General features: G+C 32.4%; 29 protein-coding genes. 23 read left to right on the forward strand and 6 right to left on the reverse strand.

All coding sequences use genetic code 11. From position 1 onward, the window contains the following. Positions 1-19 precede the first annotated feature (19 nt). Both KEC48_RS01885 and KEC48_RS01890 read left to right on the forward strand, forming a co-directional pair. A complete protein-coding gene (locus KEC48_RS01885) occupies positions 20-877 on the forward strand; it encodes an RES domain-containing protein (protein ID WP_087936479.1) in 858 nt (285 codons plus the stop codon). Positions 878-903: 26 nt separating this feature from the next. After that, a complete protein-coding gene (locus tag KEC48_RS01890; protein ID WP_211964018.1) occupies positions 904-1,398 on the forward strand; it encodes a Sir2 family NAD-dependent protein deacetylase in 495 nt (164 codons plus the stop codon). Between the two features lie 5 nt (positions 1,399-1,403). On the opposite strand, the gene KEC48_RS01895 is transcribed toward KEC48_RS01890, so the two are convergent. Next, positions 1,404-1,736, reverse strand: coding sequence for a helix-turn-helix domain-containing protein (locus tag KEC48_RS01895; RefSeq protein ID WP_211964020.1), 333 nt, complete (start codon positions 1,734-1,736; stop codon positions 1,404-1,406). A 125-nt stretch (positions 1,737-1,861) separates the two neighbouring features. On the opposite strand from KEC48_RS01895, the gene KEC48_RS01900 reads away from it, so the two are divergent. Next, entirely contained in the window at positions 1,862-2,431 is a 570-nt protein-coding gene (locus tag KEC48_RS01900) for a flavin reductase (RefSeq protein WP_211964022.1), read from the forward strand. Positions 2,432-2,476: 45 nt separating this feature from the next. Here the strand turns inward: KEC48_RS01900 and KEC48_RS01905 are convergent, their stop codons facing one another. After that, complete coding sequence (locus KEC48_RS01905; RefSeq protein ID WP_087357905.1) at positions 2,477-2,848, reverse strand: hypothetical protein; 372 nt, start codon at positions 2,846-2,848, stop codon at positions 2,477-2,479. 107 nt (positions 2,849-2,955) lie between these two features. On the opposite strand from KEC48_RS01905, the gene KEC48_RS01910 reads away from it, so the two are divergent. The 6 genes from KEC48_RS01910 (at position 2,956) to KEC48_RS01935 (ending at position 6,702) form a co-directional block, all read left to right on the forward strand. Then, complete coding sequence (locus KEC48_RS01910; protein ID WP_211964024.1) at positions 2,956-3,486, forward strand: DUF5662 family protein; 531 nt, start codon at positions 2,956-2,958, stop codon at positions 3,484-3,486. Positions 3,487-3,562: 76 nt separating this feature from the next. After that, positions 3,563-4,534 carry a serine hydrolase gene (locus tag KEC48_RS01915; protein WP_211964026.1) on the forward strand — a complete coding sequence of 324 codons (972 nt, stop codon included), beginning with the start codon at positions 3,563-3,565 and terminating at the stop codon, positions 4,532-4,534. Beyond that, the gene (locus tag KEC48_RS01920) at positions 4,527-5,096 is read left to right on the forward strand and encodes a hypothetical protein (protein WP_211964028.1); all 570 of its coding nucleotides are present in this window, start codon (positions 4,527-4,529) and stop codon (positions 5,094-5,096) included. The genes KEC48_RS01915 and KEC48_RS01920 overlap by 8 nt, the downstream gene beginning before the upstream one ends. Then, positions 5,089-5,598 (forward strand): spore maturation protein B, encoded by a 510-nt coding sequence (locus KEC48_RS01925; RefSeq protein ID WP_205089009.1) that lies wholly within the window; start codon positions 5,089-5,091, stop codon positions 5,596-5,598. The genes KEC48_RS01920 and KEC48_RS01925 overlap by 8 nt, the downstream gene beginning before the upstream one ends. 44 nt (positions 5,599-5,642) lie before the next feature. Then, entirely contained in the window at positions 5,643-6,380 is a 738-nt protein-coding gene (locus KEC48_RS01930; RefSeq protein WP_211964030.1) for a pseudouridine synthase, read from the forward strand. 109 nt (positions 6,381-6,489) lie between these two features. Beyond that, positions 6,490-6,702 carry a hypothetical protein gene (locus KEC48_RS01935; RefSeq protein WP_087357911.1) on the forward strand — a complete coding sequence of 71 codons (213 nt, stop codon included), beginning with the start codon at positions 6,490-6,492 and terminating at the stop codon, positions 6,700-6,702. Positions 6,703-6,732: 30 nt separating this feature from the next. On the opposite strand, the gene KEC48_RS01940 is transcribed toward KEC48_RS01935, so the two are convergent. After that, entirely contained in the window at positions 6,733-6,915 is a 183-nt protein-coding gene (locus tag KEC48_RS01940; protein ID WP_087357912.1) for a ferredoxin, read from the reverse strand. Between the two features lie 107 nt (positions 6,916-7,022). On the opposite strand from KEC48_RS01940, the gene KEC48_RS01945 reads away from it, so the two are divergent. The 8 genes from KEC48_RS01945 to KEC48_RS01980 all read left to right on the forward strand — a co-directional run bounded on the left by KEC48_RS01945 (position 7,023) and on the right by KEC48_RS01980 (position 13,794). After that, the gene (locus KEC48_RS01945; RefSeq protein WP_087357913.1) at positions 7,023-7,694 is read left to right on the forward strand and encodes a hypothetical protein; all 672 of its coding nucleotides are present in this window, start codon (positions 7,023-7,025) and stop codon (positions 7,692-7,694) included. 23 nt (positions 7,695-7,717) lie between these two features. Then, positions 7,718-8,380: a (d)CMP kinase gene (cmk, locus tag KEC48_RS01950; protein WP_205089012.1), complete on the forward strand. Its 663-nt coding sequence runs from the start codon at positions 7,718-7,720 to the stop codon at positions 8,378-8,380. A gap of 13 nt (positions 8,381-8,393) precedes the next feature. Further along, positions 8,394-9,701, forward strand: coding sequence for a ribosome biogenesis GTPase Der (gene der, locus KEC48_RS01955; RefSeq protein ID WP_087357915.1), 1,308 nt, complete (start codon positions 8,394-8,396; stop codon positions 9,699-9,701). A 1-nt stretch (position 9,702) separates the two neighbouring features. Then, positions 9,703-10,707, forward strand: coding sequence for an NAD(P)H-dependent glycerol-3-phosphate dehydrogenase (locus tag KEC48_RS01960; RefSeq protein ID WP_087244181.1), 1,005 nt, complete (start codon positions 9,703-9,705; stop codon positions 10,705-10,707). A gap of 36 nt (positions 10,708-10,743) precedes the next feature. Beyond that, positions 10,744-10,986 (forward strand): stage VI sporulation protein F, encoded by a 243-nt coding sequence (locus tag KEC48_RS01965; protein WP_087244182.1) that lies wholly within the window; start codon positions 10,744-10,746, stop codon positions 10,984-10,986. A 204-nt stretch (positions 10,987-11,190) separates the two neighbouring features. Continuing rightward, a complete protein-coding gene (abc-f, locus tag KEC48_RS01970; RefSeq protein WP_211964032.1) occupies positions 11,191-12,657 on the forward strand; it encodes a ribosomal protection-like ABC-F family protein in 1,467 nt (488 codons plus the stop codon). Positions 12,658-12,713: 56 nt separating this feature from the next. Continuing rightward, positions 12,714-13,220 (forward strand): hypothetical protein, encoded by a 507-nt coding sequence (locus KEC48_RS01975; protein ID WP_087357918.1) that lies wholly within the window; start codon positions 12,714-12,716, stop codon positions 13,218-13,220. Then, positions 13,213-13,794, forward strand: a complete 582-nt coding sequence (locus tag KEC48_RS01980; protein ID WP_211964038.1) for a hypothetical protein — start codon at positions 13,213-13,215, stop codon at positions 13,792-13,794. Before KEC48_RS01975 ends, KEC48_RS01980 begins: the two co-directional genes overlap by 8 nt. 19 nt (positions 13,795-13,813) lie before the next feature. On the opposite strand, the gene KEC48_RS01985 is transcribed toward KEC48_RS01980, so the two are convergent. Next, complete coding sequence (locus KEC48_RS01985; RefSeq protein ID WP_087357920.1) at positions 13,814-14,278, reverse strand: VOC family protein; 465 nt, start codon at positions 14,276-14,278, stop codon at positions 13,814-13,816. Between the two features lie 135 nt (positions 14,279-14,413). Here KEC48_RS01985 and spoIVA point away from each other — a divergent pair, with 135 nt between their 5' ends. The 6 genes from spoIVA (at position 14,414) to nth (ending at position 18,822) form a co-directional block, all read left to right on the forward strand. Continuing rightward, positions 14,414-15,892: a stage IV sporulation protein A gene (gene spoIVA / locus KEC48_RS01990; protein ID WP_211964040.1), complete on the forward strand. Its 1,479-nt coding sequence runs from the start codon at positions 14,414-14,416 to the stop codon at positions 15,890-15,892. A 71-nt stretch (positions 15,893-15,963) separates the two neighbouring features. Beyond that, positions 15,964-16,236 carry an HU family DNA-binding protein gene (locus KEC48_RS01995; protein ID WP_087244188.1) on the forward strand — a complete coding sequence of 91 codons (273 nt, stop codon included), beginning with the start codon at positions 15,964-15,966 and terminating at the stop codon, positions 16,234-16,236. 67 nt (positions 16,237-16,303) lie between these two features. Then, the gene (locus KEC48_RS02000; protein WP_211964042.1) at positions 16,304-17,020 is read left to right on the forward strand and encodes a zinc metallopeptidase; all 717 of its coding nucleotides are present in this window, start codon (positions 16,304-16,306) and stop codon (positions 17,018-17,020) included. A gap of 78 nt (positions 17,021-17,098) precedes the next feature. After that, positions 17,099-17,572 (forward strand): hypothetical protein, encoded by a 474-nt coding sequence (locus tag KEC48_RS02005; protein ID WP_087357923.1) that lies wholly within the window; start codon positions 17,099-17,101, stop codon positions 17,570-17,572. 4 nt (positions 17,573-17,576) lie between these two features. Then, complete coding sequence (locus tag KEC48_RS02010; protein WP_211964044.1) at positions 17,577-18,173, forward strand: DnaD domain protein; 597 nt, start codon at positions 17,577-17,579, stop codon at positions 18,171-18,173. Then, positions 18,166-18,822: an endonuclease III gene (gene nth / locus KEC48_RS02015; protein ID WP_087357925.1), complete on the forward strand. Its 657-nt coding sequence runs from the start codon at positions 18,166-18,168 to the stop codon at positions 18,820-18,822. The genes KEC48_RS02010 and nth overlap by 8 nt, the downstream gene beginning before the upstream one ends. Positions 18,823-18,852: 30 nt before the next feature. Here the strand turns inward: nth and KEC48_RS02020 are convergent, their stop codons facing one another. Together KEC48_RS02020 and recU are read right to left on the reverse strand one after the other, a co-directional pair. Next, entirely contained in the window at positions 18,853-21,642 is a 2,790-nt protein-coding gene (locus tag KEC48_RS02020) for a transglycosylase domain-containing protein (RefSeq protein WP_211964045.1), read from the reverse strand. Continuing rightward, positions 21,642-22,241, reverse strand: coding sequence for a Holliday junction resolvase RecU (gene recU / locus KEC48_RS02025; protein WP_249191394.1), 600 nt, complete (start codon positions 22,239-22,241; stop codon positions 21,642-21,644). Before recU ends, KEC48_RS02020 begins: the two co-directional genes overlap by 1 nt. Positions 22,242-22,324: the final 83 nt, after the last annotated feature.

Here is a 22,324-nt window from a genome sequence, read left to right on the forward strand (position 1 = left end):
TTTGGAAGGGAAAGGAAATATGAATGATGTTATAGATTTTTTAGGAAGAGAAAATGCAGAAGCTGAGATGAGAAAACAATGGCAATGTTTTACAGATTATTTACTTGAACATAAAGATGAATGTATGAATGTATCAAAAATGTTGAATGCAGTTTTTTTAAAACAATATGATGATATGTTCAAAAACAATGAGAAATATATGTTTGTTTCTTTAGAAGACATATCAAATTCTTGTTTTTATAGAGCATCAAAATTGAGTGATAATGAAAAAGATTCGTTAATCCAAGCTGAAAGAATGTTGCCAAATAAAGAATATATATCTGAATCTAATCGATTTAGTCCAGAAGGGGTTGAATGGTTATATTTAGCAATGTCAAAAGATGAAGATCACACGATTGCTAGAAATTGTTGTTTATATGAATGTAAAGCTGAAAAAAATAATATATATGCGATGTGTGAGTTTGAAATTGCTGATACAATAAAAGATAAGTTGGTAGTTGATTTAACGATTGCAAACGATTTAACTTATAATGATATCGAAAATGAAATCAAAAATATTGGAAATAAAATTAAAGCTCATTATGATAATAGAAAGTTAAAAAATAATTTAAAAAAACATATATCAAAACAGTTGTTACTTTTATTTACAAAAATGATAAATGAAGAAATATTTAAACCAGTTGAAAAAGCGGATAAGAAAACAAAATATCTACCATTTCAATGTCTTGCTCAATATTTTCAATCTCTTGGCTATGATGGTATTATATATAAAAGTACAGTTTATGATATGGGAAAAAACATTGTCTTATTTGATAAACAATATGCTACACCTTGTTTACCTGTTGAAAAAATGAAAGTTGAGAAAGATTATATTTAATTCATCCTTAACACATATCCACATTTATGGAAAGACCAGATATTAGAGAAAAATTATTTAGAGATTATGCAAATACACATCATCAAGAATATAATGAAGTTGTTAAACAATTAAAAGACAACATGAATGGAGCAAAACCTAATGATGCTCATATTGCTTTAGCCCAATATAAGATACCTGTTATAACCATGAATATTGATGGTTTACATAAACAGGCAGGAAGTGATGCTTTAGAATTACATGGTGGTTTGCCAGAAGATGATGAAATGGATATAGCGTGGTCATTATACAATAAACCAGTATTATATGGTGATCCTGCACCAAACTATGCCAAAGCATATGAAATGGTATATGATTTAAAACCAGGTGATATTTTCTTAGTTATTGGTTGTTCATTTCATACAGCAATTGCAGTGGATTTAAGAGAAGTAGCTAGAAGTCGTGGAGCAAAAATTATTGAAATTCAAGAAGATGCTGCTCATAATGTTAGAAAGATTCTGGAGAATATAAAAAAAGAATAGTAATACTATTCACGATGTTCTTCGCCCCAGACACACAGCTGATCTAAGACCTTCATTAAAGATTTTCCTTTTTCACTTAAACTATATTCTACTTTAGGTGGAATTTGAGGGTATTCTTTTCTGATTATAAGTCTATCATTTTCCAGCTCCTTTAAATTGTGGCTTAATGTTTTGTCAGTAATATTTTTTAAATAACGTTTTAGTTCATTAAAGCGAACAATTTCAAATTCCATTAAGCAATATAGAATGACCATTTTATGTTTACCAGATATTAATGATAATGTATAGCTAAATCCTGTTTCTTCAAAATGAGCATTTTCTATATAATTTTTAATCATATTGCACTCTCCTTTAAGATAGTACCTATTATAATTGACAGTACTTGTATTTTTTATAAGACTTGTTAAAATTATATTTAAGAGTTGAGATAATGTCAATTCAAATGTAGAAAGGGGTTATTAGTATGAGAAAAAAATTAAATTTGACAGAAGGTATTTTTCCAATGCCTGTTTTAATGATTGCAACTTATAATGAAGATGGTAGTGTGGATGTTATGAATGCTGCATGGGGAACAATGCAGGAAAGAGGGACAGTTGCTTTGAATTTAACAGAAACACATAAAACAGTCAAAAATATTAAAGCTAGAGGTGCTTTTACAGTCCGTATTGCTGATGAAGACCATATTGTCGAAGCAGATTATTTTGGAATTGTGTCTGGGAATAAAGAATCTCATAAATTTGAAAACAGTGGTTTAACGGCTTCACATGCTCAAATGGTTGATGCTCCAGTGATTCAAGAATTTCCTCTTTGTTTAGAGTGTGAATTTATTGAATATCAGACCAATGAATATGGTTGTGGAGTTATTGGTAAAGTTGTAAATATAACTGCTGACGAGAAAGTTATGAAAGATGATCATATAGATATGTCTTTGGTTAAAGCCATAGCCTTTGATCCTTATACACATGGCTATTATCGCGTAAGTGAACGTGTTGGAGAAGCTTTTAAAGATGGTTTAAAATTAAAGAAATCATAATGATTATTGCTTAAAGCAAATAACTTATATTTGAAAAATCAAGTCTTAGAACTTGATTTTTTCATATTGCAATAATTGTTCACGTGCTTTTTTATAATGCTTTAATTGAATAACAATTTCTTTACGTGTTTTTGTGACAATATATTCAGCAGTGCCAATGGCTAATATTAATGCGACTATCATAAAGATAGGAGTTGAATATAAGAAAAATGCACTGTGTGTTAATAAATATAAAATAATCAAAAATGCAACAACTGTCAGTGTTTTGATTAATATACGTGTACTTAGAAAACGGGCATACATATCATTTCTAATGTTCTGATATGTGTCCTGTAGTAATGTAATAATTTCAGAGCATTTTTCAAGTGTTAATTCATAGTCATTAATATTTGTGCGAACATCAACTTTAATTGCCATCTCTCAAACCTCCTCTTACACATCGCTTACATTATAACACTGTTTGAAAAAAAATAAAGAGATTTACTTCAAATATAAAACATTGTATACTAGATACGGGTGATTTGATGAAAACTTTAGGACATTTCAAAACCATAACAAAACATAAATGGAAAGTCATGAAGTTATGTTTTCGTATTGGTTTATATAAACAGGGTCTATTACATGATATGTCAAAATATGCATGGTGTGAATTTTCAACGGGTATGAAATATTTTCAAGGAGATAAATCTCCTAATTCAGTAGAACGTCGTGAAAAAGGATATTCTTTGGCATGGTTACATCATAAAGGGAGAAATAAACATCACTGGGAGTTTTGGGTTGACTTTACACGTACAGGACTACAACCCGCAAAAATGCCTACACGCTATGTTTTAGAAATGTTTTGTGATCGTATTGCAGCCAGTCAAACTTATAAAGGAAAGAAATACCGTGATACCTTTCCTTTGGCTTATTATGAAAATGGGAAGCATTCTTATATCATGCATCCACAGACACGTCAATTTTTAGAACATCTTTTACATTATCTTCATGATCATGGATTAGATGAAACAATTCAATATATCAATTCTCATCCAGAATGGAAGAAAAAATCATAACACACTTTTTATTTCATATAGTATTATAGGTGATTATATGAAGAAAAGTGTGTTTTTTTTATGTTTCCTTTTATGTATGATGCCTGTTCATGCTGTTGATTTTCAGGGAAAATCTTATATTGTGATGGAGAGTACGCATCAAAATGTATTAGAAGGAAAAGATATTTATGAAGTACAAAGTGTAGCATCTATTTCTAAAATTATGACAGCTATTGTTGCGATTGAAAATGGTCAATTGGATGATGAATACAAAATAGGTGAAGAAGTCAATGAAGCATGGGGAAGTGGCATCTATGTACATATAGGTGATCGAATGAATTTAAGAGATCTTCTACATGGACTCCTTTTAAGAAGTGGAAATGATGCAGCGAATGTCATTGCAAAAAATATTGGTGGAAGTATTGAAAATTTTGTTGATATGATGAATCAAAAAGCACAGGAATTAAACATGACAAGAACTCATTTTTCTAATCCAACTGGTTTAGATGAAGAAGATGATGGAAATCAATCATGTGTCTATGATATGGCTTTGTTGATGTCATATTGTTCATTGAATCCTATTTTTAATGATATTGTGATGAAAGAAACTTATCAAAGAGAAGATGGAGGGGGAACATGGCATAATAAAAACAGACTATTAAACGAATATGAATATTGTGTAGGTGGAAAAACTGGATATACAAAAAAAGCCAAAAGAACTTTAGTCACAAGGGCTATTCAGGATGATGTGTCTTTAATTATTGTGACATTTAATTGTGGTAATGATTTTGAATTTCATCAACAAAAATATGAAGAATGTTTTAAAAAATATCAAAATGTTCTTGTTTTATCTAAAGGGATTTATCAATATCATGGTCATTCTTTTTTAATTGATCAAGATTTATATTATTGTGGTCAAGAAAGCCAAAATGTTTCTTTACAATCAACAGGTGATGTTTTACAAGTCTATATTGATCAAAAACCTATTTATCAAGTGACGCATCAAAACTTTTTGACAACTATTTTTAAATATACAAGAATCCTGCTTGGGGAGTGTTTCAATGGCTAGAATATGGAAATGGAGTGTTGTTGTTTTTTTGATAATTGGTTTGTGTTGCCATCAAGAAGAAGCTATGATGAATGCTTTGATGGATACACCTTATATGGTTTGGGATTTATTTTTCAATGTTATTTTATCTGCTTGTTTATGGGGTGGTTTTTTAAATGTTATTCAAAAAACGGGTTTTATGAATTATTTTTCTTTTTTATTGAAACCACTCTTTCATCTTATTTATGGATCCGTTATTAAAAATAAAGTCATCTATACTTATTTATCTTCTAATATTCTTGCTAATCTACTTGGATTAGGAACTCTTGCCACAATAAGTGGTGTCAAGGCTTTTCAAAAACTTCAAGAGCTTAATCCTCACTCGAAACGCCCCAGTCGTCCTATGTTGACCTTAGTCATTATCAATACAGCCGGATTGTCTTTGTTTCCATCTACTCTTTTGATGATCAGACAACAAATGGGTTCACAAGATATTTATGCTTTTTATCCTTATATGCTTTTGATTGGTATTTCCATTATTATAATTGGTTTAATCATGCAAAGGGTGATTGATCATGAATAAGATTGTTTTTCTTTTTCTTCTATGTGTTTTTATTGATGGTTTGATGAAGCATCTTCCTTTATTTGATGATTTTATAGATGGTGTCAAAGATGCCCTGCAATTATGTCGAACATTATTTACAACATTTATGGCTTTAATGGTTTTTATTCAATTATTACAAAGCAGTGGAACAATTGATTTGTTAAGTCATTTGTTTTCACCCTTATTAAGTCTTTTGCATATTCCTATAGATATCATTGTTTTGGGTCTATTACGCCCGGTCAGTGCCAATGCATCATTAACTTATTTATATTCTTTTTATGAAACTTTTGGTGTGGATCATCCTTTGAGTTTACTGGCCACATTGATTCAAAGTGGCAGTGATACAACATTTTATGTTGTCACAATTTATTTTTCATCTATTCATATGAAAAGAACCAGATATGCTTTACCCATTGGTTTAATAATGGATTGTTTATCGGTTATATTTGCGATTATGATTTATTTAAAAATGTTTGTATAATTGCATAAATTATGTATAATGGTATCTGGAAAGGACGGGATACTATGGAAAGACTACAAAAAGCAATTGCGGCGAGTGGCTATACGTCAAGAAGAAAAGCGGAAGACCTTATTCGTCAAGGGAGAGTCGAAGTCAATGGTGAAGTCGTAAGTGAATTAGGTTTTAAAGTGAAACGAGGAGATTTGATCATGGTTGATGGAAAGGCTCTCCAAGGTGAAAATAAAGTTTATTATGTTTTTTATAAACCTAAAGGATGTATCACTTCATTAAGTGATGAGTTAGGGAGAAAAACAGTGATTGATTATTTTGGTGATGTACAGGAACGTATTTATCCAGTAGGTAGATTGGATTATGATACATCTGGTTTATTGTTGATGACCAATGATGGGGAGTTTGCGAATCTGATGATGCATCCTTCTTCTCATCTTGAAAAGGTTTATGAAGTCAGCATTAAAGGATTAATCAGTGGATTGACAGTGCATCAATTAGAAAAAGGTATTTATTTAGATGGTGTAAAAACATTACCTTGTCGTATTAAAATTGTTGGTAAAGATGAAGAACATGGCACAACGATGTTGATGATTAAATTGATTGAAGGAAAAAATAGACAGGTGAAAAAGATGTTTGAAGCAGTGGGACATCCTGTAAAAAGACTACATCGTTTACGTGTGGGTATGATTGATTTAAAAGGCTTAAAACCGGAGCAATATCGTCGTTTAAAACCTCAAGAAGTCAAAGATTTAAAAGCTATGGCTTTAGCTAAAAAAAATAATCATAAATAATCAAAAAGGAATATTTTCAAGAATATTCCTTTTTTTGTCGATATTTGTATGATGAAGTTTATTGAAGAAGATGTTAAAGTGATTATAATAAAAGCAAGGAGGATGAAATATGCGTAGTGTTGTTTTAGAATCGAATATTAAAGATGTTTGTGGTATATGTGGGGCAAAAGAGCCTTTGATTGAATATAAAGAATTACAGGGAATTCATTTTATCTGGTGTCATAAATGCCATACGATTAGTTTTCTTGAACCACCACAAAATGAAACAAAGAAACATCTCATTGAAAATGAAATGAATAGTTATTGTGTTCATAAAGAATAAAAAGCCCTCTAATCAAGAGAGCTTCTTTTCTTATTCATTAACAATTGCATCAACTGGACAAGATTCTGCTGCTTCTTTTGCAGCTTCTTCTAATTCAGCAGGTACTTCTCCAATAATGTTTTCTGCAACACCATCAGCGTTTAAATCGAAAACTTCTGGACATACTGCTGTGCAAGAACCACAACCAATACAATTTTCATTCACTTTATACATTTTTTTTACCTCCTATTCATATGCCTATTATATACTAAATGGAATTATTTTAAAAGTTTATTTTATAATTTTTTATAGTTATGTTATAATGGTGGCGGTGATGTAAAATGGAGAAACAAACAAGAATAAATAAATACAAAGAGTTAAGAGATGAAATGAAAGAAGAAGTGGCAATTGATCGTCAAGTAACATATGAACAAGATGATGAGGATGATGATTTTTTATCTTTTCTTCCACAAAACCATCAAAAAGATATTCAAGATACTTTGATGGAACCATTGTCTTATGAAACGTTAAAACCAGATAGCGAAGATATTAAATCTGCATTAAATGAGGCAAAAACAAATATGGGTAAGGAACAATATAATACTCGCTTAGATATTTTAAATAAGATTAAACAATCTGAAGAACATCAGCCTCAACATAGTGAAGCTTCTCAATCAGAAGTAAAAGCTGAACCACAAAAAAAGATGTCTTTACTAGAAAAACTGGCGGCTATGTCACCAGAAGAAGATGCTGAAGAATTGAAAAAGTATGAAGAAGGTTTGACAGTGGCTGATTTTATGAAAGAAGATAAGAAAAAATCAAAACGTGAAAAAGTAGAAAAGACAGAAAAAAGAGAAAAACATCAAGAACCTGTTGAAAATATAAAAGAAGATAGCGATGATGAAGACCAAGAAGATAGTAAACTTGTGACTATTTTAAATTATGTGATTATTGTTTTTATCGTTATATTTATTGTTTTAGCGTTCTTTATCGCAAAACAGCTATTTTTCTAAAAGGAAAGGGAAAGTGAAAAGATATGTCAAAAAAAATTTCTATAGCGATTGATGGACCGGCGGCTGCAGGAAAATCAACGATTGCGAAAATGGTCGCTAAAAATTTAAATTATACATATATTGATACAGGAGCGATGTATCGTTGTGTGGCTTATTATGCTTTATTGAAGAATGTTGATGTGACTGATGAACAGGCGGTATCTATGCTTTTAAAAGATATTGATATCCGTATGTTTCCTGATGGAACCATCCAATTGAATCGTGAAGATGTGACATCTGCCATTCGTGAAAATGAAGTGTCAATGGGAGCCAGTGTCGTTTCTCAATATGGCGCTGTCAGAAGTTTTCTTGTTGAAAAACAGCGTGAAATGGCTCAAGGTGGGGGCGTTATTCTTGATGGTAGAGATATTGGTACAGTTGTCTTAAAAGATGCTGAATTAAAGATTTATCAAGTCGCAAGTATTGAATGTCGTGCATTACGTCGTCATAAAGAAAATTTACAAAGGGGTATTGACTCTGATTTAGCAGCGATTCAAGAAGAAATAGCAATGCGTGATCAACAAGATATGACACGTGCTATTTCGCCTTTAAAGAAAGCTGATGATGCTATTGAGATAGATACCTCTGATATGACATTGGAAGAAGTTGTAGCCAGAGTCATGCAGCTTGTAGAAGAAAGAATATAAGGAGTGATTCATAATGAAAAAAGGAGTCGTAGCGATTGTTGGCCGAGCGAATGTTGGGAAATCGACAATTTTTAATCGTATTGTTGGAAAACGTGTATCAATTGTTGAAGATACACCAGGAGTCACACGTGATCGTATCTATGGAGATGCATCATGGCTGACACGTGAATTTAGAATCATTGATACAGGTGGAATTGAACTGGAAAATGCTTCTTTTACAGAACAAATTAAAATGCAGGCTGAGATTGCAATTGAAGAAGCTGATATTATTTTATTTGTGGTCAATGGACGAGAAGGTATTACAAAAGAAGATACATTTGTTGCACGTTTACTACAAAAATCAAGAAAACCTGTTGTACTCGCTGTGAATAAAATTGACGATCAGATTTATAAAGATAATATTTATGATTTTTATAGTTTAGGAATTGGTGATCCTATTGCTGTATCAGGAAGTCATGGTATTGGAATTGGTGATGTTTTGGATGAAATTATTCATCAGTTGCCAGCAGTGGAGGAAACTCAAGAAGATGATGTGATTCGTTTTTCTATTATTGGAAGACCAAATGTTGGAAAATCTTCATTAACGAATGCTATTTTAGGAGAAGAACGTGTTATTGTTTCTGACATTGAAGGAACAACCCGTGATGCTATTGATACGGCTTTTGAAAAAGATGGACAAAAATATTGTGTTGTAGATACTGCTGGTATGCGTAAAAAAGGAAAAGTTTATGAAAATATTGAAAAATATTCTGTTTTACGTGCTTTATCAGCCATTGAAAAAAGCAATGTTGTATTAATGGTGATTGATGGTCATCAAGGGATTGTTGAGCAAGACAAACATGTAGCTGGTTATGCGCATGAAGCAGGGAAAGCTGTTATTTTAGTAGTCAATAAATGGGATCTGATTGAAAAGGATTCTAAAACAATGAAGAAAATGGAAAATCAGATACGTGAACAATTGAAGTATCTGGATTATGCTCCTATTGTTTTCGTTTCAGCGAAAGATCATAAACGTGTTCATTTATTATTACCATTGATTCAAGAAGTCTATGCAAATAGTCAAAAACGTGTGGCGACAAGTGTCTTAAATGATGTCTTGATTGATGCGCAAACAATGAATCCAACCACAACATTTAATGGGGGACGTTTAAAGATTTATTATGCCAATCAAGTGAGTGTCTGTCCGCCAACATTTGTTTTATTTACAAATGATCCACAATATTTACATTTTAGTTATAAACGTTATTTAGAAAATCGTTTGCGAGATGCATTTGGTTTTGAAGGAACACCAATCCACATTCTTTGTAGAAAGAGGGACTAAGATGAAAATAGCAATTTTAGGAACAGGAAGCTGGGCTACAGCACTAGCAAGGGTCTTTAATGATAATGGTCATACAGTTATGTTATATGGTATTGATCAAAGCGAAATTGATGATATTAATATAAGACATTGTAATTATAAGTATTTTAAAGATGTGAGATTAGAAGAAAGTATTGTTGCCAGTGCATCTTTAAATGATGCTATAAAAGATGCACAATATCTTTTAATTACGATTCCAACACAATATGTCAGAGGGGTACTGGAACAGGTCAAACCTTTATTGACACAACCTGTCACTATTATTAATGCGGCAAAAGGATTTGATATGAATACCAATATGCGTATGTCTGATACAATCAGAAGTGTTTTAGACAGTACCAAGATTCATCCTGTTGTTTCCTTGATTGGTCCATCCCATGCTGAAGAAGTTGTTGAGCGTATGCTGACTGTTGTTTGTGCTGTATCACTTGATGAAGATTGTGCCAAAGATGTTCAAAAATTATGTTCTAATCATTATTTTAGAGTCTATACTTCAACAGATGAAATTGGTGCAGAATATGGGGCTGCCTATAAAAATGTCATTGCTGTTGCTTCTGGAATTATTGCGGGGCTGGGCTATGGTGATAATACACGTGCAGCTTTAATTACACGTGGACTTTATGAAATGAGTCTATATGGAACAGTCAAAGGTGCTAATCGTGAAACGTTTTTTGGCTTGACCGGTATTGGGGATCTCGTGGTGACATGTTCTTCTATTCATTCACGTAACTTTCAGGCGGGACTGGAAATTGGTCAAAGCAATCGTGCATTGGATTTTATGGCACATAATACCAAAACCTGTGAAGGGATTCGTACGTGTAAAGTCATTCATGATGATGTAGCAACACATGATTATGGTATAGAAGTGCCGATTGTGGATGCGGTTTATCGTGTTCTATATGAAAATGCTACACCGCAGGAAACGATTCACTCCTTAATGTTAAGAGATTTAAAAGCTGAACAATAATGTTCAGTGATGCATATATTAACATGGGTGATCGAATTGGATAAACAAGATAAATTATTAGATAAAGTTTCACAAAAAACACATGTATCTAAAGAAGATATACTTTCATTAGCGAATGATTTGCAAACAAAAGATTTAAAAGATGAACAAAATATTAGAGATTTTGTTCAAAAAATTTCTCAATTAACACATAAACAAGTAAAACCAGAACAAATGGATAAAATCATTCAAATCATTCAAAATAATCAAGTCCCTTCTGATATTCAAAAATTTGTGTAAATCATTTTCTTGAAATATTATTATAAAAAGATTATAATAATAACTGATGAAGGGGTGTGAAAAGATGTATTTATTTTCTTGCCAAAATGGACAATTGTATTGATGATATTTGCAGGAAAATAGAACTCTTTTAATTACAAATGATGTATATAACGACAGGAACTATTTTCTTGTCGTTTTTATTTTGGAAAGGAGTGATACTTTATGTCTTTAATACAAGTTCAACATTTAACATTTGGGTATGATGGAAGTTATGAATTGATTTTTGACGATGTTTCATTTGTATTAGATACACATTTTAAAACAGCTTTGATTGGTAGAAATGCAAGAGGTAAGACGACACTTTTAAAACTGATGATGCATGAATATGAATATCAAGGACAAATCATGATACATGAAAAATGCTGTTATTTTCCTTATGAAGTAAAAAATCCTCAATTATTGACATTAGATGTCTGTTACGAAATTGAACCGTCACTTGAAAACTGGCGATTAGAAAAAGAACTTCGTTTATTAGGAATGGATGCAATGGATGTGTTTTATCGTCCTTTTGAAACACTTTCTCATGGCGAACAGACAAAAGTTTTATTAGCTATTCTTTTTTTGAAGGAACACTCTTTTTTATTGATTGATGAACCAACAAATCATCTTGATCAAGATTCTCGTTTGAAAATTGGAGAATATTTAAAACGTCAAAAAGGTTTTTTGCTTGTCAGTCATGATCGTTATTTTATTGATAGCTGTTGTGATCATGTGATGGCTATAAATCCTCAAAGTATTGATGTGGTCAATGGTAATTTTTCTAGCTGGTATGAAGATAAAACCAAAAAAGATGAAAGAGAAATGATGTTAAATAAGAAACTGAAAAAAGATATTGTGAAAATGGAAAGTTCTAAGCGTCAAAAACAAAATTGGGGTTATCAGATTGAAAAATCTAAAAAAGGAGCCGCAGATAAAGGATATGTTGGGCATATGGCTGCAAAAATGATGAAGCGTTCTCGTGCTATTGAAAAGCGACAACAACAGGCTATTGAAAAGAAAAAGACTCTGTTAAAGGATATTGAAGAATATGATGATTTAAAAATTCATTGTTTAAAATACTTTCAAAATCAAATCCTTCAATTCCAGCATTTTTCATTATCTTATGATCATCATCAGATATTTGAAGATCTTTCATTGACTATCCATCAACATGATCGTATTTTATTAAAAGGACCTAATGGTTGTGGTAAATCAAGCTTAATACGTTTTATTCTAGGTGAAAAGATTGAATATGATGGACAATATATATGTGGAAGTCAGTTAAAGATTTCCTATGTTCCACAGAATTGTACTTTTTTAAGTGGTCAACTGGATGATTGGATAGAACAGTGTCATAGCGATTTAACCTTAGTTAAAACTTTATTAAGGAAATTAGGATTTTCTCGTGAACATTTTGATATTCCTCTAGAAAAACTCAGTCAAGGTCAAAAAAAGAAAGTCATGCTGGCTATTTCATTAGCCTCACCAGCCCATCTATATATATGGGATGAGCCACTTAATTATATTGATATTTTTTCACGTATACAGATTGAACAAGCTATTTTGACTTATCAGCCGACTTTATTATTTGTTGAACATGACCAGTATTTTCAACAGAAGATTGCGACTGAAGTGATTGATTTTTCGTAACATGTTTGACAAAAGGGGTTCATCCATAATAAAATAAGAGGCAAAGGAGAAAACACATGAAGAATTTAGTAGTAACAGATAGAGATATTTCAACCGATTATTTTCAAAATTCCGTCATTGTCAATTTAAATAATATTCATTATTCATCATGTACGGGTGGTTTGACTTGTTTAAAATGTGAAGGGGCCTGTTATTTTAAGGATGATATGAGTATCATTTCTAAATGGACGAATGATTGTCAGTTAATTATTTATATTACAAGAGTGAAATATGGTTGTTTTGATATACCTTTTAAAAAGATGTTAGAAAGACTTGTTGTGAATCAAGAACCTTTTTATACGATGGTTGATGGTGAAACTTGTCATTTGGGTTTGAGTCAATTAAGAAAAAAACTGCTTGTGATTGGTTATGGAGAAGCAACAGATGAAGAAAAGAAACTCTTTAAAGATATTTTAGATGATTCGACATTGGGTTATTCTTATTCTTCTGTTGATGCTTATTTTTGTGAGGAAAGTGAATTAGACGAAGTGCTTCGTACGTTTGGAGGTGTTGATCTTGGCTAAGATTCTTTTACTGAATTCAGGATTAAAACATACACAAACATTTATGAAACCTTTTTTATCCAGACTTGAAGGCTATCTTAATGAGCATTGTGATTATTTGGATATCCGTTATGCTTCTCGATTTGATGAACGTACCTTTTTCCAATATGATCAAGTTGTCTTTTTATTTCCTGTTGCATTAAATTCCATTCCATCTTCTACTTTAGAAATCTTTGAGCGTCTGGAAACACAACCTAAAGGGAATGTGGAAGTCTATGCATTGATTGGATGTGATGAATATGAACCAGAAAAATGTGATCTTTCTGAAAAGATTATAAAAAACTGGTGTCAGCGAGAACATCTTAAATATAAGGGAAGTTTAAAAATTGGTTCTATATTTTTTATCATGAATACGATGTCACGTTTTGTTGTTTGTAATGAAATGAAAAAACTGGCACAGGCCATTATTCATCATCAAGAGTTTTATAGTCAAACAACGATGCTGACAGATCGCATTTTTATGAAAAAAGCCAATCAGTATTGGAATAAAGAAATTAAAAAAATGAATAAACACAAAAAAAAGCAAAAGCATTAACACTTTTGCTTTTTTGATATCATTCCATAATCTGTTTAATATAGTCAAGAGGAACACGTAAGCGATGAGCTAGTTCTTCATAAGAGAAGCCTTGACTGAGAAGTCTTTTGATGATTTTACGCATACTTTCTCCCACTTCTATGACATGTCCATCCAAATCATAGAAACGGACAACTCTTTGCCCCCAAGCGCCTTCTTTTAAAGGATGTAATAGTGTGACATGATATTGATCTAAAACATACATGAAGGCATCAATATCTTCTGTTTCAAAAGATAATTCAACAGCGTGATTCAACATGATAATCTCTTGATCTGTTTTATGAATGAGCTCTTTCCATATTTCTTTTGATTGAAGGACAATCCCCGATGTTAGAGTAACTGAACCGTGAAAATCCAATATTGTTTTAAGACCTAAAATATGTTTATAAAACTTCTTTGATTGTTCTAAATCATTCACAATTAAAACTGTATTTTTTAGTTTCATAATATCCTTCCTTTTTTTGATATGTTTTATTGTATCATTTTTTTATCACCAAATGATGAACTTTTTGACTTTTTATAAAAATGTTCTAAACAAAAAAGAGAAATCATATATTGATGTGTGAGAAGGAGGAAGTCTATGCAGACAATAGATATATTAAAAGATATTGGTAAAAGATGTGATGGTGACATTTATTTAGGGGTTGTTGGACCGGTCAGGGTGGGTAAATCATCGTTTATTAAACGTTTTATGGAAAAGGCTGTGATTCCCTATATTGATAATCCGGAAGCGAAAATTCGTGCTACAGATGAATTACCACAATCTGGTGAAGGGAAAATGATCATGACTGTAGAACCTAAGTTTGTTCCTAATCAGGCTGCGCATATTCAAGTAGGGGATAATCTTGGTGTTAATATTCGTTTGGTCGATTGTGTTGGATATGTGATTGATGGTGCGAAAGGCTATCAGGATGAACAAGGCATTCGTTATGTCAAAACCCCATGGTATTTAGAAGCGATTCCTTTTGATGAAGCAGCCAAGATTGGTACCCAAAAAGTGATTCAAGATCATTCAACCATTGGTATCGTGATGACATGTGATGGTTCAATTTGTGAAATTCCGGGTGCAGATTATATTCAGGCAACGGATGATGTTATTCATGAATTAAAAGATATTGGAAAACCATTTGTGATTGTTGTGAATTCTAAAGAACCACAAAGTCTTCAATGTACACAACTCGTGACATCTTTAAAAGATAAACATGATGTTCCAGTCATTTCATTAAAAGTCACAGAAATGAATGAAGAAGATATCACCCATCTTTTAAAAGAAGCACTCTATGAGTTTCCAATTCATGAAGTGAAGATTGAAGTCCCTCGTTGGATTGCCTTAATGGATACTTCTCATTGGTTAAAACAGACTTTAGATGAATCATTAGAACAATCATTACTAGAGATTCACCGTTTCAGAGATGTTGAAAAAATCGCAACGCATATGTGTGAATTTGATTTTATTCATAAAGCGTATCTTTCATCCATTGATACATCTTCTTCATCAGCTTCATTACGTATTCAAGAAAGAAAAGGTTTATATCAGGAAATATTAAATGAAATTTTAGGACAGGAAAAATTTGATGCTGCTTTATTTTTAAGGCAGGTTCAAGAACTGAAGCAGATGAGTCAAGAATATCAGGCTTATCAAAGTGCGATACAAATGGTTAAACAGACGGGTTATGGCTATGCCTTACCACTTTTGAATGATATTGAATTGAGTGAACCGGAAGTCATTAAACAGGGACCACGTTATGGAATGAAACTTGTTTCAACAGCTTCTACTATTCATATGATTAAGGTTGATATTGAATCCACTTTTGAACCTATCATTGGTTCTAAGGAACAGGCGGAAGCATTTATTCAATATTTGCAAAGTCATGGTAAAAATAATAAAGAAGCCATCTTTGATTGTGATGTTTTTGGACGTAAATTAGGTGATCTGATTAATGAAGGAATGCGTGTGAAATTGGCTTCTATGAATGAAACTGCTTGTATCAGAGTACATGATATATTGAGTAAAATCGTCAATAAAGGGAAGTCTAATGTGATTGCGATAGTTTTATAAATTTGTTATTGCACTTAGTTTTTTGAAATGTTATACTACTACTTAGATTTAAGTAGGAGGCAGTATAAAAAATGAATAAAAAAGAGCTTATTGATATCGTTTCACTAAAAAAAGATTTAACAAAAAAAGATGCTGAAGCGTTAGTAGATACAGTTTTTGATACAATGATTGAAAGTATCTTGAATGGGGATAAAGTTTTAATTTCTGGATTTGGAACTTTTAAAGTGAATAATCGTAAAGAACGTAAAGGTGTTAGTCCAAAAACAAAAGAAGCTATGATTATCCCAGCTAGTAAAACTGTTTCATTTAAGCCAAGCAATAGATTGAAAGATGCAATGAATTAAAATTGCATCTTTTTTGACATATAGAGTTAATATAAAGGGTATATTATAATGACTGAGGTGATAGAAAATGTTTTTTCCTTTTTATGGATTCTATTATAATAGCTATTATATGATTGGAACAATTTTTGTGGTATTGGCTGCGATATTGGCGTTGTGGGCACAAATGAAAGTGACATCTACATATAATCGTTATCGTAAAGTTGCCAATGCAAGAGGGATTACAGGAGCGCAGGTTGCTAGAGAAATATTAGATAGTGAAGGATTATATGATATTATGATTTATGAAGTGAAAGGGCAATTAAGTGACCATTATAATCCGGGCAAAAAGACAATTAACCTTTCCAGTGATGTTTATCATGGAACGTCTATTGCATCTTTGGCTGTGGCTGCGCATGAATGTGGACATGCTGTTCAGTATAAAGAAAAATATGTACCTATTTCTTTAAGAAATGCGATTTTACCGATTGCGAATGTGGGGCAATATTTAGGATGGATTGCAATATTTATAGGTTTGATTTTAGGTCAAACAAATATTGCATGGATCGGATTTATTGCGATGTGTGGAATCTTGGCTTTCCAGCTTATAACATTGCCAGTGGAATTTGATGCATCCAGTCGTGCTTTAGCTATTTTAAAAACACGTTATTTGACATCTGAAGAATATCCCGGAGCTAGAAAGATGTTATCAGCAGCAGCGATGACATATGTGGCTGCAATGATTTCTACATTGATGAGTATGTTAAGAATTTTTCTGATTATTTTAGGAAATTCTCGAGATGATTAAAAGACCTGAGGGTCTTTTTAATTTTGTTTTGCATTTTAATGGTTTTGTTATATAATAAAAACACTGGAGGTGAACAGATTGAAAAAACAGACGTTTATTATATCAGTTATTGTTTTGGTTATTATTTTAGCGGTTGTTTCGTTTTATATGTTGTTTGTTCATATTCCATATTATCAATATCATCATGGTTTAGATGAAATAAGAAATGAAATCTGTGAAACCAATCAATATGAATATGATGATTATTTTAGTGAATATCGTGGTAAGGAAACATATTATATTGCAAGAGTTAAAATCAGTGGGGTTACATCCTATGTGGCTTATAATAAAGATTTGGCACTTGTTGATACTTATCAGGGAAGTGTGGCTGATTCCAAAGATGTTCAACAGGCGATTGAACAAAAGTATCAAATAGTCATTGATGATTTAGAAGTGGGTTATGAAAATGAAAGATTTGTTTATTATGGACGTTATCAAGAGGATGAATCGTTATTATATGTTTATTATGATCTCATGTCTGGAGAGTTTATAAAGGCAGTAAGGTTAGGGTAGTTGTATGGATGAATTAATAGATTATCGTTGTGTGGATTTTCAAAAATTATTGATATTAAAAGCAAAGTCGTTGCAACTTTCTGATCAGCAATGTTATGTCTTGCTATTAATTATGACTCTAGATGAAATTGGTGTAAAACCTATTACACCATTACAGATTTCTAAGATTTGTTCTTTATCTGTTCAAAAATTAGATGATATTTTGATGTCTTTGGTAGATAAACATTGGATATCAAGGCAGAATGGTTCTTTGAATCTTAAGCCATTACAAAGATTATTGTTGGATCAAAATGAACAGTCAACAGATCAGGATATTGATCTGGTTGGTATTTTTGAAGATGCTTTTGGACGTAGTTTAAGTCAAAGAGAAGTTCAATTAATTAATTCTTTAAAGTGTCAAGGATATGATGATGAAATGATTGTAGATGCTTTAAATGAATCGGTTAAATCTGGTGTCATCACTTTTCGATATATTGAAAAGATTCTGGACAATTGGGCACGTTATGGGGTAACAAAGCGTTATGCGCCAACCAATGTATCGACACATCAGGAAGTAGAACAAAGTATAAAGGATTATAAATGGTGGGAAAATCATGAATAAAGAGAAAGTACAGCGTATATTAGATGTTTTTGATCAGATGTATCCTGATGCCAAGTGTGAGCTTGTGCATCAAAATGAATTAGAACTTTTGATTGCAGTGATGTTGTCGGCTCAAACAACAGATGCCAGTGTTAATAAATTAACAGCTCATCTTTTTCAAAAGTATCGTTGTGTTGAGGATTATGCGAATGCTCCTCTATCACAGTTAGAAGAAGATTTACGTACAATTGGTCTTTATCGCAATAAAGCGAAAAATGTCAAAGCAATGGCACAAAAATTAATGAGTGATTTTAATGGACAAGTTCCCTGCAACCATGAGGCTTTACAGACTTTGCCCGGTGTTGGTCGTAAAACAGCTAATGTTGTCATTTCAGAAGGTTTTAAAGTTCCAGCTATTGCAGTGGATACACATGTAGAACGTATCTCTAAAAGGCTGGGATTGGCTTTGAAAAAGGATTCTGTTTTAACGGTAGAAAAGAAACTTCAAAAAGCAGTGCCAAAAGAAAGATGGATTAAAACCCATCATCAAATGATTTTCTTTGGTCGCTATCACTGTAAAGCCATGAATCCTCAGTGCCAAGATTGTCCTCTTATTGATATGTGTAAAGAACCAAAACGTAAAAAATATTTAGAGAAAACAAAAGACTGAAATCTACGAAAGATTCAGTCTTTTGTTTTCCTATTGCACTGGTGTGGTTGGCACTGTAGGATCAACTTGAGGTGTTGAAGGAGCAGATGTTGTAAAAGTATCTGTTCCTAATGTTACAGTTTGACCATTTGCAAGAGTTTGTGTGAATGTCACATTATAACTTGTATTGGCAGTCAATTCACTAAATGTGATTGTTCCATTTGCTTGTAAAGATTGTGTTGCTCCATTGAGTGAAGCAGTGATTGTTGTTCCAACTGGAACAGTGATTTGATAAGTTGCTGAATTTTCAGTGACTGATAAACGTGTATAACTAGCAGGTGTTGTATCTTCTACAGTGACTGTCTGTGAAATCTTATTTGATGTTCCATTGCCACTTTCAAAAGCATAATATCCTGTGACTGTATACGTTCCAGCAGCGAGTGTATAATCAATAGTTCCTGAAGCACTGCTGAGTGTCTGACTATGAACAACTTTTCCACTGGCATCAGTAATATCGACTTTATAAACAACTTTGCCATAAATTTGATTGATATTTCCTAAATAAGGAAGTGTATAACTATCTCCACCTACTTTATATGTTTTAGTAGGTGTGGCATCTTCCGTCATACTTTTTGGTTCATATTCACTAAAATTCACTTGCAGCTTACTATCCGTCATTTGTGCTGTAAATGAAGCAAGATTGCTTAGACTGGCACCACTGGCACTACCACTTGGTGTATTCCCTTTTTTAAATAATCCTGATACCACACGATCACTAGGGACACCGTCACCAGCACTGACATATGGATAAATGCCTGATACACAACTTGCTTTGACTAATCCAGATGGCATAGAAGAATAAGAGTTTTTCACACCATCTTGATGTAAGAATTTAGCTATCATAGCAGAAATATTGTTTGTATCACGGTTACTCTTGATATAATAACCATCTTTTTGATCTTCACCACTATATCCTGTCCAGACACTCCATGTATAATCTGGTGAATAAGCAGATAACCATGCATCTTTACTATGACCAGCTAATTTTGGATTAGCAACTTGTGATTTGTCGCTGGAATGATTAGAAGTTCCCGTTTTGGCACCAATTTGATAACCTAAATTCAATAATCGATAAGTTCCTGTTCCAGATTTAACATAGTTTGTCATAATATCACGAATCATATAAGCAGATTCTTCAGAAAGAGCCTGTGTTTTGTCTTCTTGATATTGTTGATCAATTTCAATGACTTCACCAGTTGATAATAATTCAATTTTTTGAACAGTATGAGGTTCAATATATGTTCCCCCATTAGCAATCACAGCATAAGCTCCTGCTTCTGATTCTGGAGTGACACCTTTTCGCCATGCTCCAATGGCATAACCAATATCAACAGCTTCATCTTCCATATCAAAACCTAAGCTTTCTAAATATTCTGTTGCTCCATCAATGCCAATGCCATCACCCACATCATTGCCATTACAATCTTTTCCTGTAATGACTTCACTAAATGTCTGTAAAGCGGCAGCATTCCATGAATTACTTAAGGCATTAGAAATAGAAATATCACCGTTATATTTTTTCCCATTCCAGTTACTAGGGACAAAACCATTAGAATATTCATAAGGAACATCATGAACATAATGAGCTGTTGAATAATCTAAAAATTCAAAGGCAGCTGCATAAGCAATCAATGGTTTTAATGAAGAACCGGGCTGATTTTTTTGACCATATCTTGCCCCTGTTTTAGAAGCATAAGCATAAGTTGTTCCTAATGGCGTATAATCACGGCCACTTAAAACACCTACAATACGTCCGGTTGTTGATTCTTGAATGACTGCACCTACTTGAATTCTGGAATCTTGAAAATCATAAGATTCACCATTAGCGATACTATCAAGTTCTTTTTGAACATCTGTATCAATATATGTATAGATACGCATAGGTGTTTCATAAGGATCGTATCCTGTTGTTTCCTGAACTTCACGAATGACTTTATCAGCATACGCCTGATATTGACCACTTGTTGATACAGGATTTGATTTTAATGTATTTTCAACCGGAATCGCTTTGGTTGCTTCACATTCTTCTTTAGAAATATAACCATGCATTTCCATTAAATCTAGGATTTTATCACGACATTCTTGGGCTAAATCCAGATTTCTAAATGGATCATATCGATTTGGTGAATTTAGTGTTCCGGCTAAAAGAGCTGCTTCTGGTAAAGTCAGATTTTGTACTGATTTATCAAAATAATATTTTGAAGCAGCATATAAACCAATTGTCTGAGGTCCATAACCAAAATAAATCTTATTGAGATAAAGTTCTAAAACTTCTTCTTTAGTTGTTTGAGAAGTGGCTTCAATCGAAAGAATAATTTCACCAATTTTTCTTTCAATGGTTTGTTCTTCATCTGGATAATAAGATTTTTTAATCAGCTGCTGGGTAATTGTTGAGCCTCCAGAGGTAATGCCTCCTGCAGCAATATTACCTAACAATGCTTTAACAATACGAGGAACATCGAAACCGTTATGTTCAAAGAAACGTGAATCTTCTGCAGCAACAACAGCGTCAATCATGACTTGTGGAATATCGTTGTAGCTGACATTTTTTTGAACACCTCCACGTGCCACAGAGAACCATTCTTCTCCATCAGTTGTACATAGAACAGAGGATTCATCTGAGACAAGTCTTTCTTTAGAAAAGCCCTCAACCTGTTTAAAGATACCAAATCCCAGATACATTCCTCCCGAAGTAATCAAAACAGCCAGTATCAGACAAATTACTTTAATGATACGTCTTTTTTGTTTTTTGTTTGATTTCTTTTGAGTTATTTTTTTCATCATTCGTCCTCCTTAAAATACCAATCATCAACAACTTTTAAATAATCTAATCGAGGTTGATAACCTTGTGGAATCAGATGTCCCAAATCTTTGATTTTTTGATAAGTTATTGATTTTCGTTGGGAATGATAATAATCATTGATCATATGACTTGCGTCAATTAAGTATACCTCATTTAATGAGGTAAATGCAATAATAACAAAAGCAATCCCACCATGATTGATAATTTTTTGTAAATGATCAATCTGATGTTTGGAAATATTCGCAAATGGAAAGGTTTTGACTTTTGTTTCCTTCGCTTCAAAATCAATATATCTGCCTCGATAAATGCCATTATAATCGGTTGTGGATGGTGTTTTATAATAAGCCTCTACAATTTTAGCTGATTCACGTCGAGGATAATCCACTTTTACAATTTGAATGGGTGTGGGTTTTTTATAAATAACTGCAATGTCATGAGAAAGATAATATTGATTAGATAAGGAAATATCTTCTTCTAGTGACATCCCACGATGGGCTGTATAATGTTTTTTGTCGTTTGTCATCATGGCATGAGATTGCCACGAGCGTTTCATATTTGGATAATTAACCATAATCATGTCCTTTCATTCATTTACCACCACATTATAACATATATTTTTTCCATCTTGTCTAATTTGTGTGGAAAAACATCTTTTTTTAA

Source organism: Clostridium sp. C1, assembly GCF_018223625.1.
Classification (GTDB): Bacteria; Bacillota_I; Bacilli_A; order Erysipelotrichales; family Coprobacillaceae; genus Allocoprobacillus.

Coding starts and splice junctions, on each gene's coding strand:
- KEC48_RS01885 (WP_087936479.1), top strand. CDS start 20: ATGAATGATGTTATAGATTTTTTAGGAAGAGAAAATGCAGAAGCTGAG.
- KEC48_RS01890 (WP_211964018.1), top strand. CDS start 904: ATGGAAAGACCAGATATTAGAGAAAAATTATTTAGAGATTATGCAAAT.
- KEC48_RS01895 (WP_211964020.1), bottom strand. CDS start 1,736: ATGATTAAAAATTATATAGAAAATGCTCATTTTGAAGAAACAGGATTT.
- KEC48_RS01900 (WP_211964022.1), top strand. CDS start 1,862: ATGAGAAAAAAATTAAATTTGACAGAAGGTATTTTTCCAATGCCTGTT.
- KEC48_RS01905 (WP_087357905.1), bottom strand. CDS start 2,848: ATGGCAATTAAAGTTGATGTTCGCACAAATATTAATGACTATGAATTA.
- KEC48_RS01910 (WP_211964024.1), top strand. CDS start 2,956: ATGAAAACTTTAGGACATTTCAAAACCATAACAAAACATAAATGGAAA.
- KEC48_RS01915 (WP_211964026.1), top strand. CDS start 3,563: ATGATGCCTGTTCATGCTGTTGATTTTCAGGGAAAATCTTATATTGTG.
- KEC48_RS01920 (WP_211964028.1), top strand. CDS start 4,527: ATGGCTAGAATATGGAAATGGAGTGTTGTTGTTTTTTTGATAATTGGT.
- KEC48_RS01925 (WP_205089009.1), top strand. CDS start 5,089: ATGAATAAGATTGTTTTTCTTTTTCTTCTATGTGTTTTTATTGATGGT.
- KEC48_RS01930 (WP_211964030.1), top strand. CDS start 5,643: ATGGAAAGACTACAAAAAGCAATTGCGGCGAGTGGCTATACGTCAAGA.
- KEC48_RS01935 (WP_087357911.1), top strand. CDS start 6,490: ATGCGTAGTGTTGTTTTAGAATCGAATATTAAAGATGTTTGTGGTATA.
- KEC48_RS01940 (WP_087357912.1), bottom strand. CDS start 6,915: ATGTATAAAGTGAATGAAAATTGTATTGGTTGTGGTTCTTGCACAGCA.
- KEC48_RS01945 (WP_087357913.1), top strand. CDS start 7,023: ATGGAGAAACAAACAAGAATAAATAAATACAAAGAGTTAAGAGATGAA.
- cmk (WP_205089012.1), top strand. CDS start 7,718: ATGTCAAAAAAAATTTCTATAGCGATTGATGGACCGGCGGCTGCAGGA.
- der (WP_087357915.1), top strand. CDS start 8,394: ATGAAAAAAGGAGTCGTAGCGATTGTTGGCCGAGCGAATGTTGGGAAA.
- KEC48_RS01960 (WP_087244181.1), top strand. CDS start 9,703: ATGAAAATAGCAATTTTAGGAACAGGAAGCTGGGCTACAGCACTAGCA.
- abc-f (WP_211964032.1), top strand. CDS start 11,191: ATGTCTTTAATACAAGTTCAACATTTAACATTTGGGTATGATGGAAGT.
- KEC48_RS01975 (WP_087357918.1), top strand. CDS start 12,714: ATGAAGAATTTAGTAGTAACAGATAGAGATATTTCAACCGATTATTTT.
- KEC48_RS01985 (WP_087357920.1), bottom strand. CDS start 14,278: ATGAAACTAAAAAATACAGTTTTAATTGTGAATGATTTAGAACAATCA.
- spoIVA (WP_211964040.1), top strand. CDS start 14,414: ATGCAGACAATAGATATATTAAAAGATATTGGTAAAAGATGTGATGGT.
- KEC48_RS01995 (WP_087244188.1), top strand. CDS start 15,964: ATGAATAAAAAAGAGCTTATTGATATCGTTTCACTAAAAAAAGATTTA.
- KEC48_RS02000 (WP_211964042.1), top strand. CDS start 16,304: ATGTTTTTTCCTTTTTATGGATTCTATTATAATAGCTATTATATGATT.
- KEC48_RS02010 (WP_211964044.1), top strand. CDS start 17,577: ATGGATGAATTAATAGATTATCGTTGTGTGGATTTTCAAAAATTATTG.
- nth (WP_087357925.1), top strand. CDS start 18,166: ATGAATAAAGAGAAAGTACAGCGTATATTAGATGTTTTTGATCAGATG.
- KEC48_RS02020 (WP_211964045.1), bottom strand. CDS start 21,642: ATGAAAAAAATAACTCAAAAGAAATCAAACAAAAAACAAAAAAGACGT.
- recU (WP_249191394.1), bottom strand. CDS start 22,241: ATGATTATGGTTAATTATCCAAATATGAAACGCTCGTGGCAATCTCAT.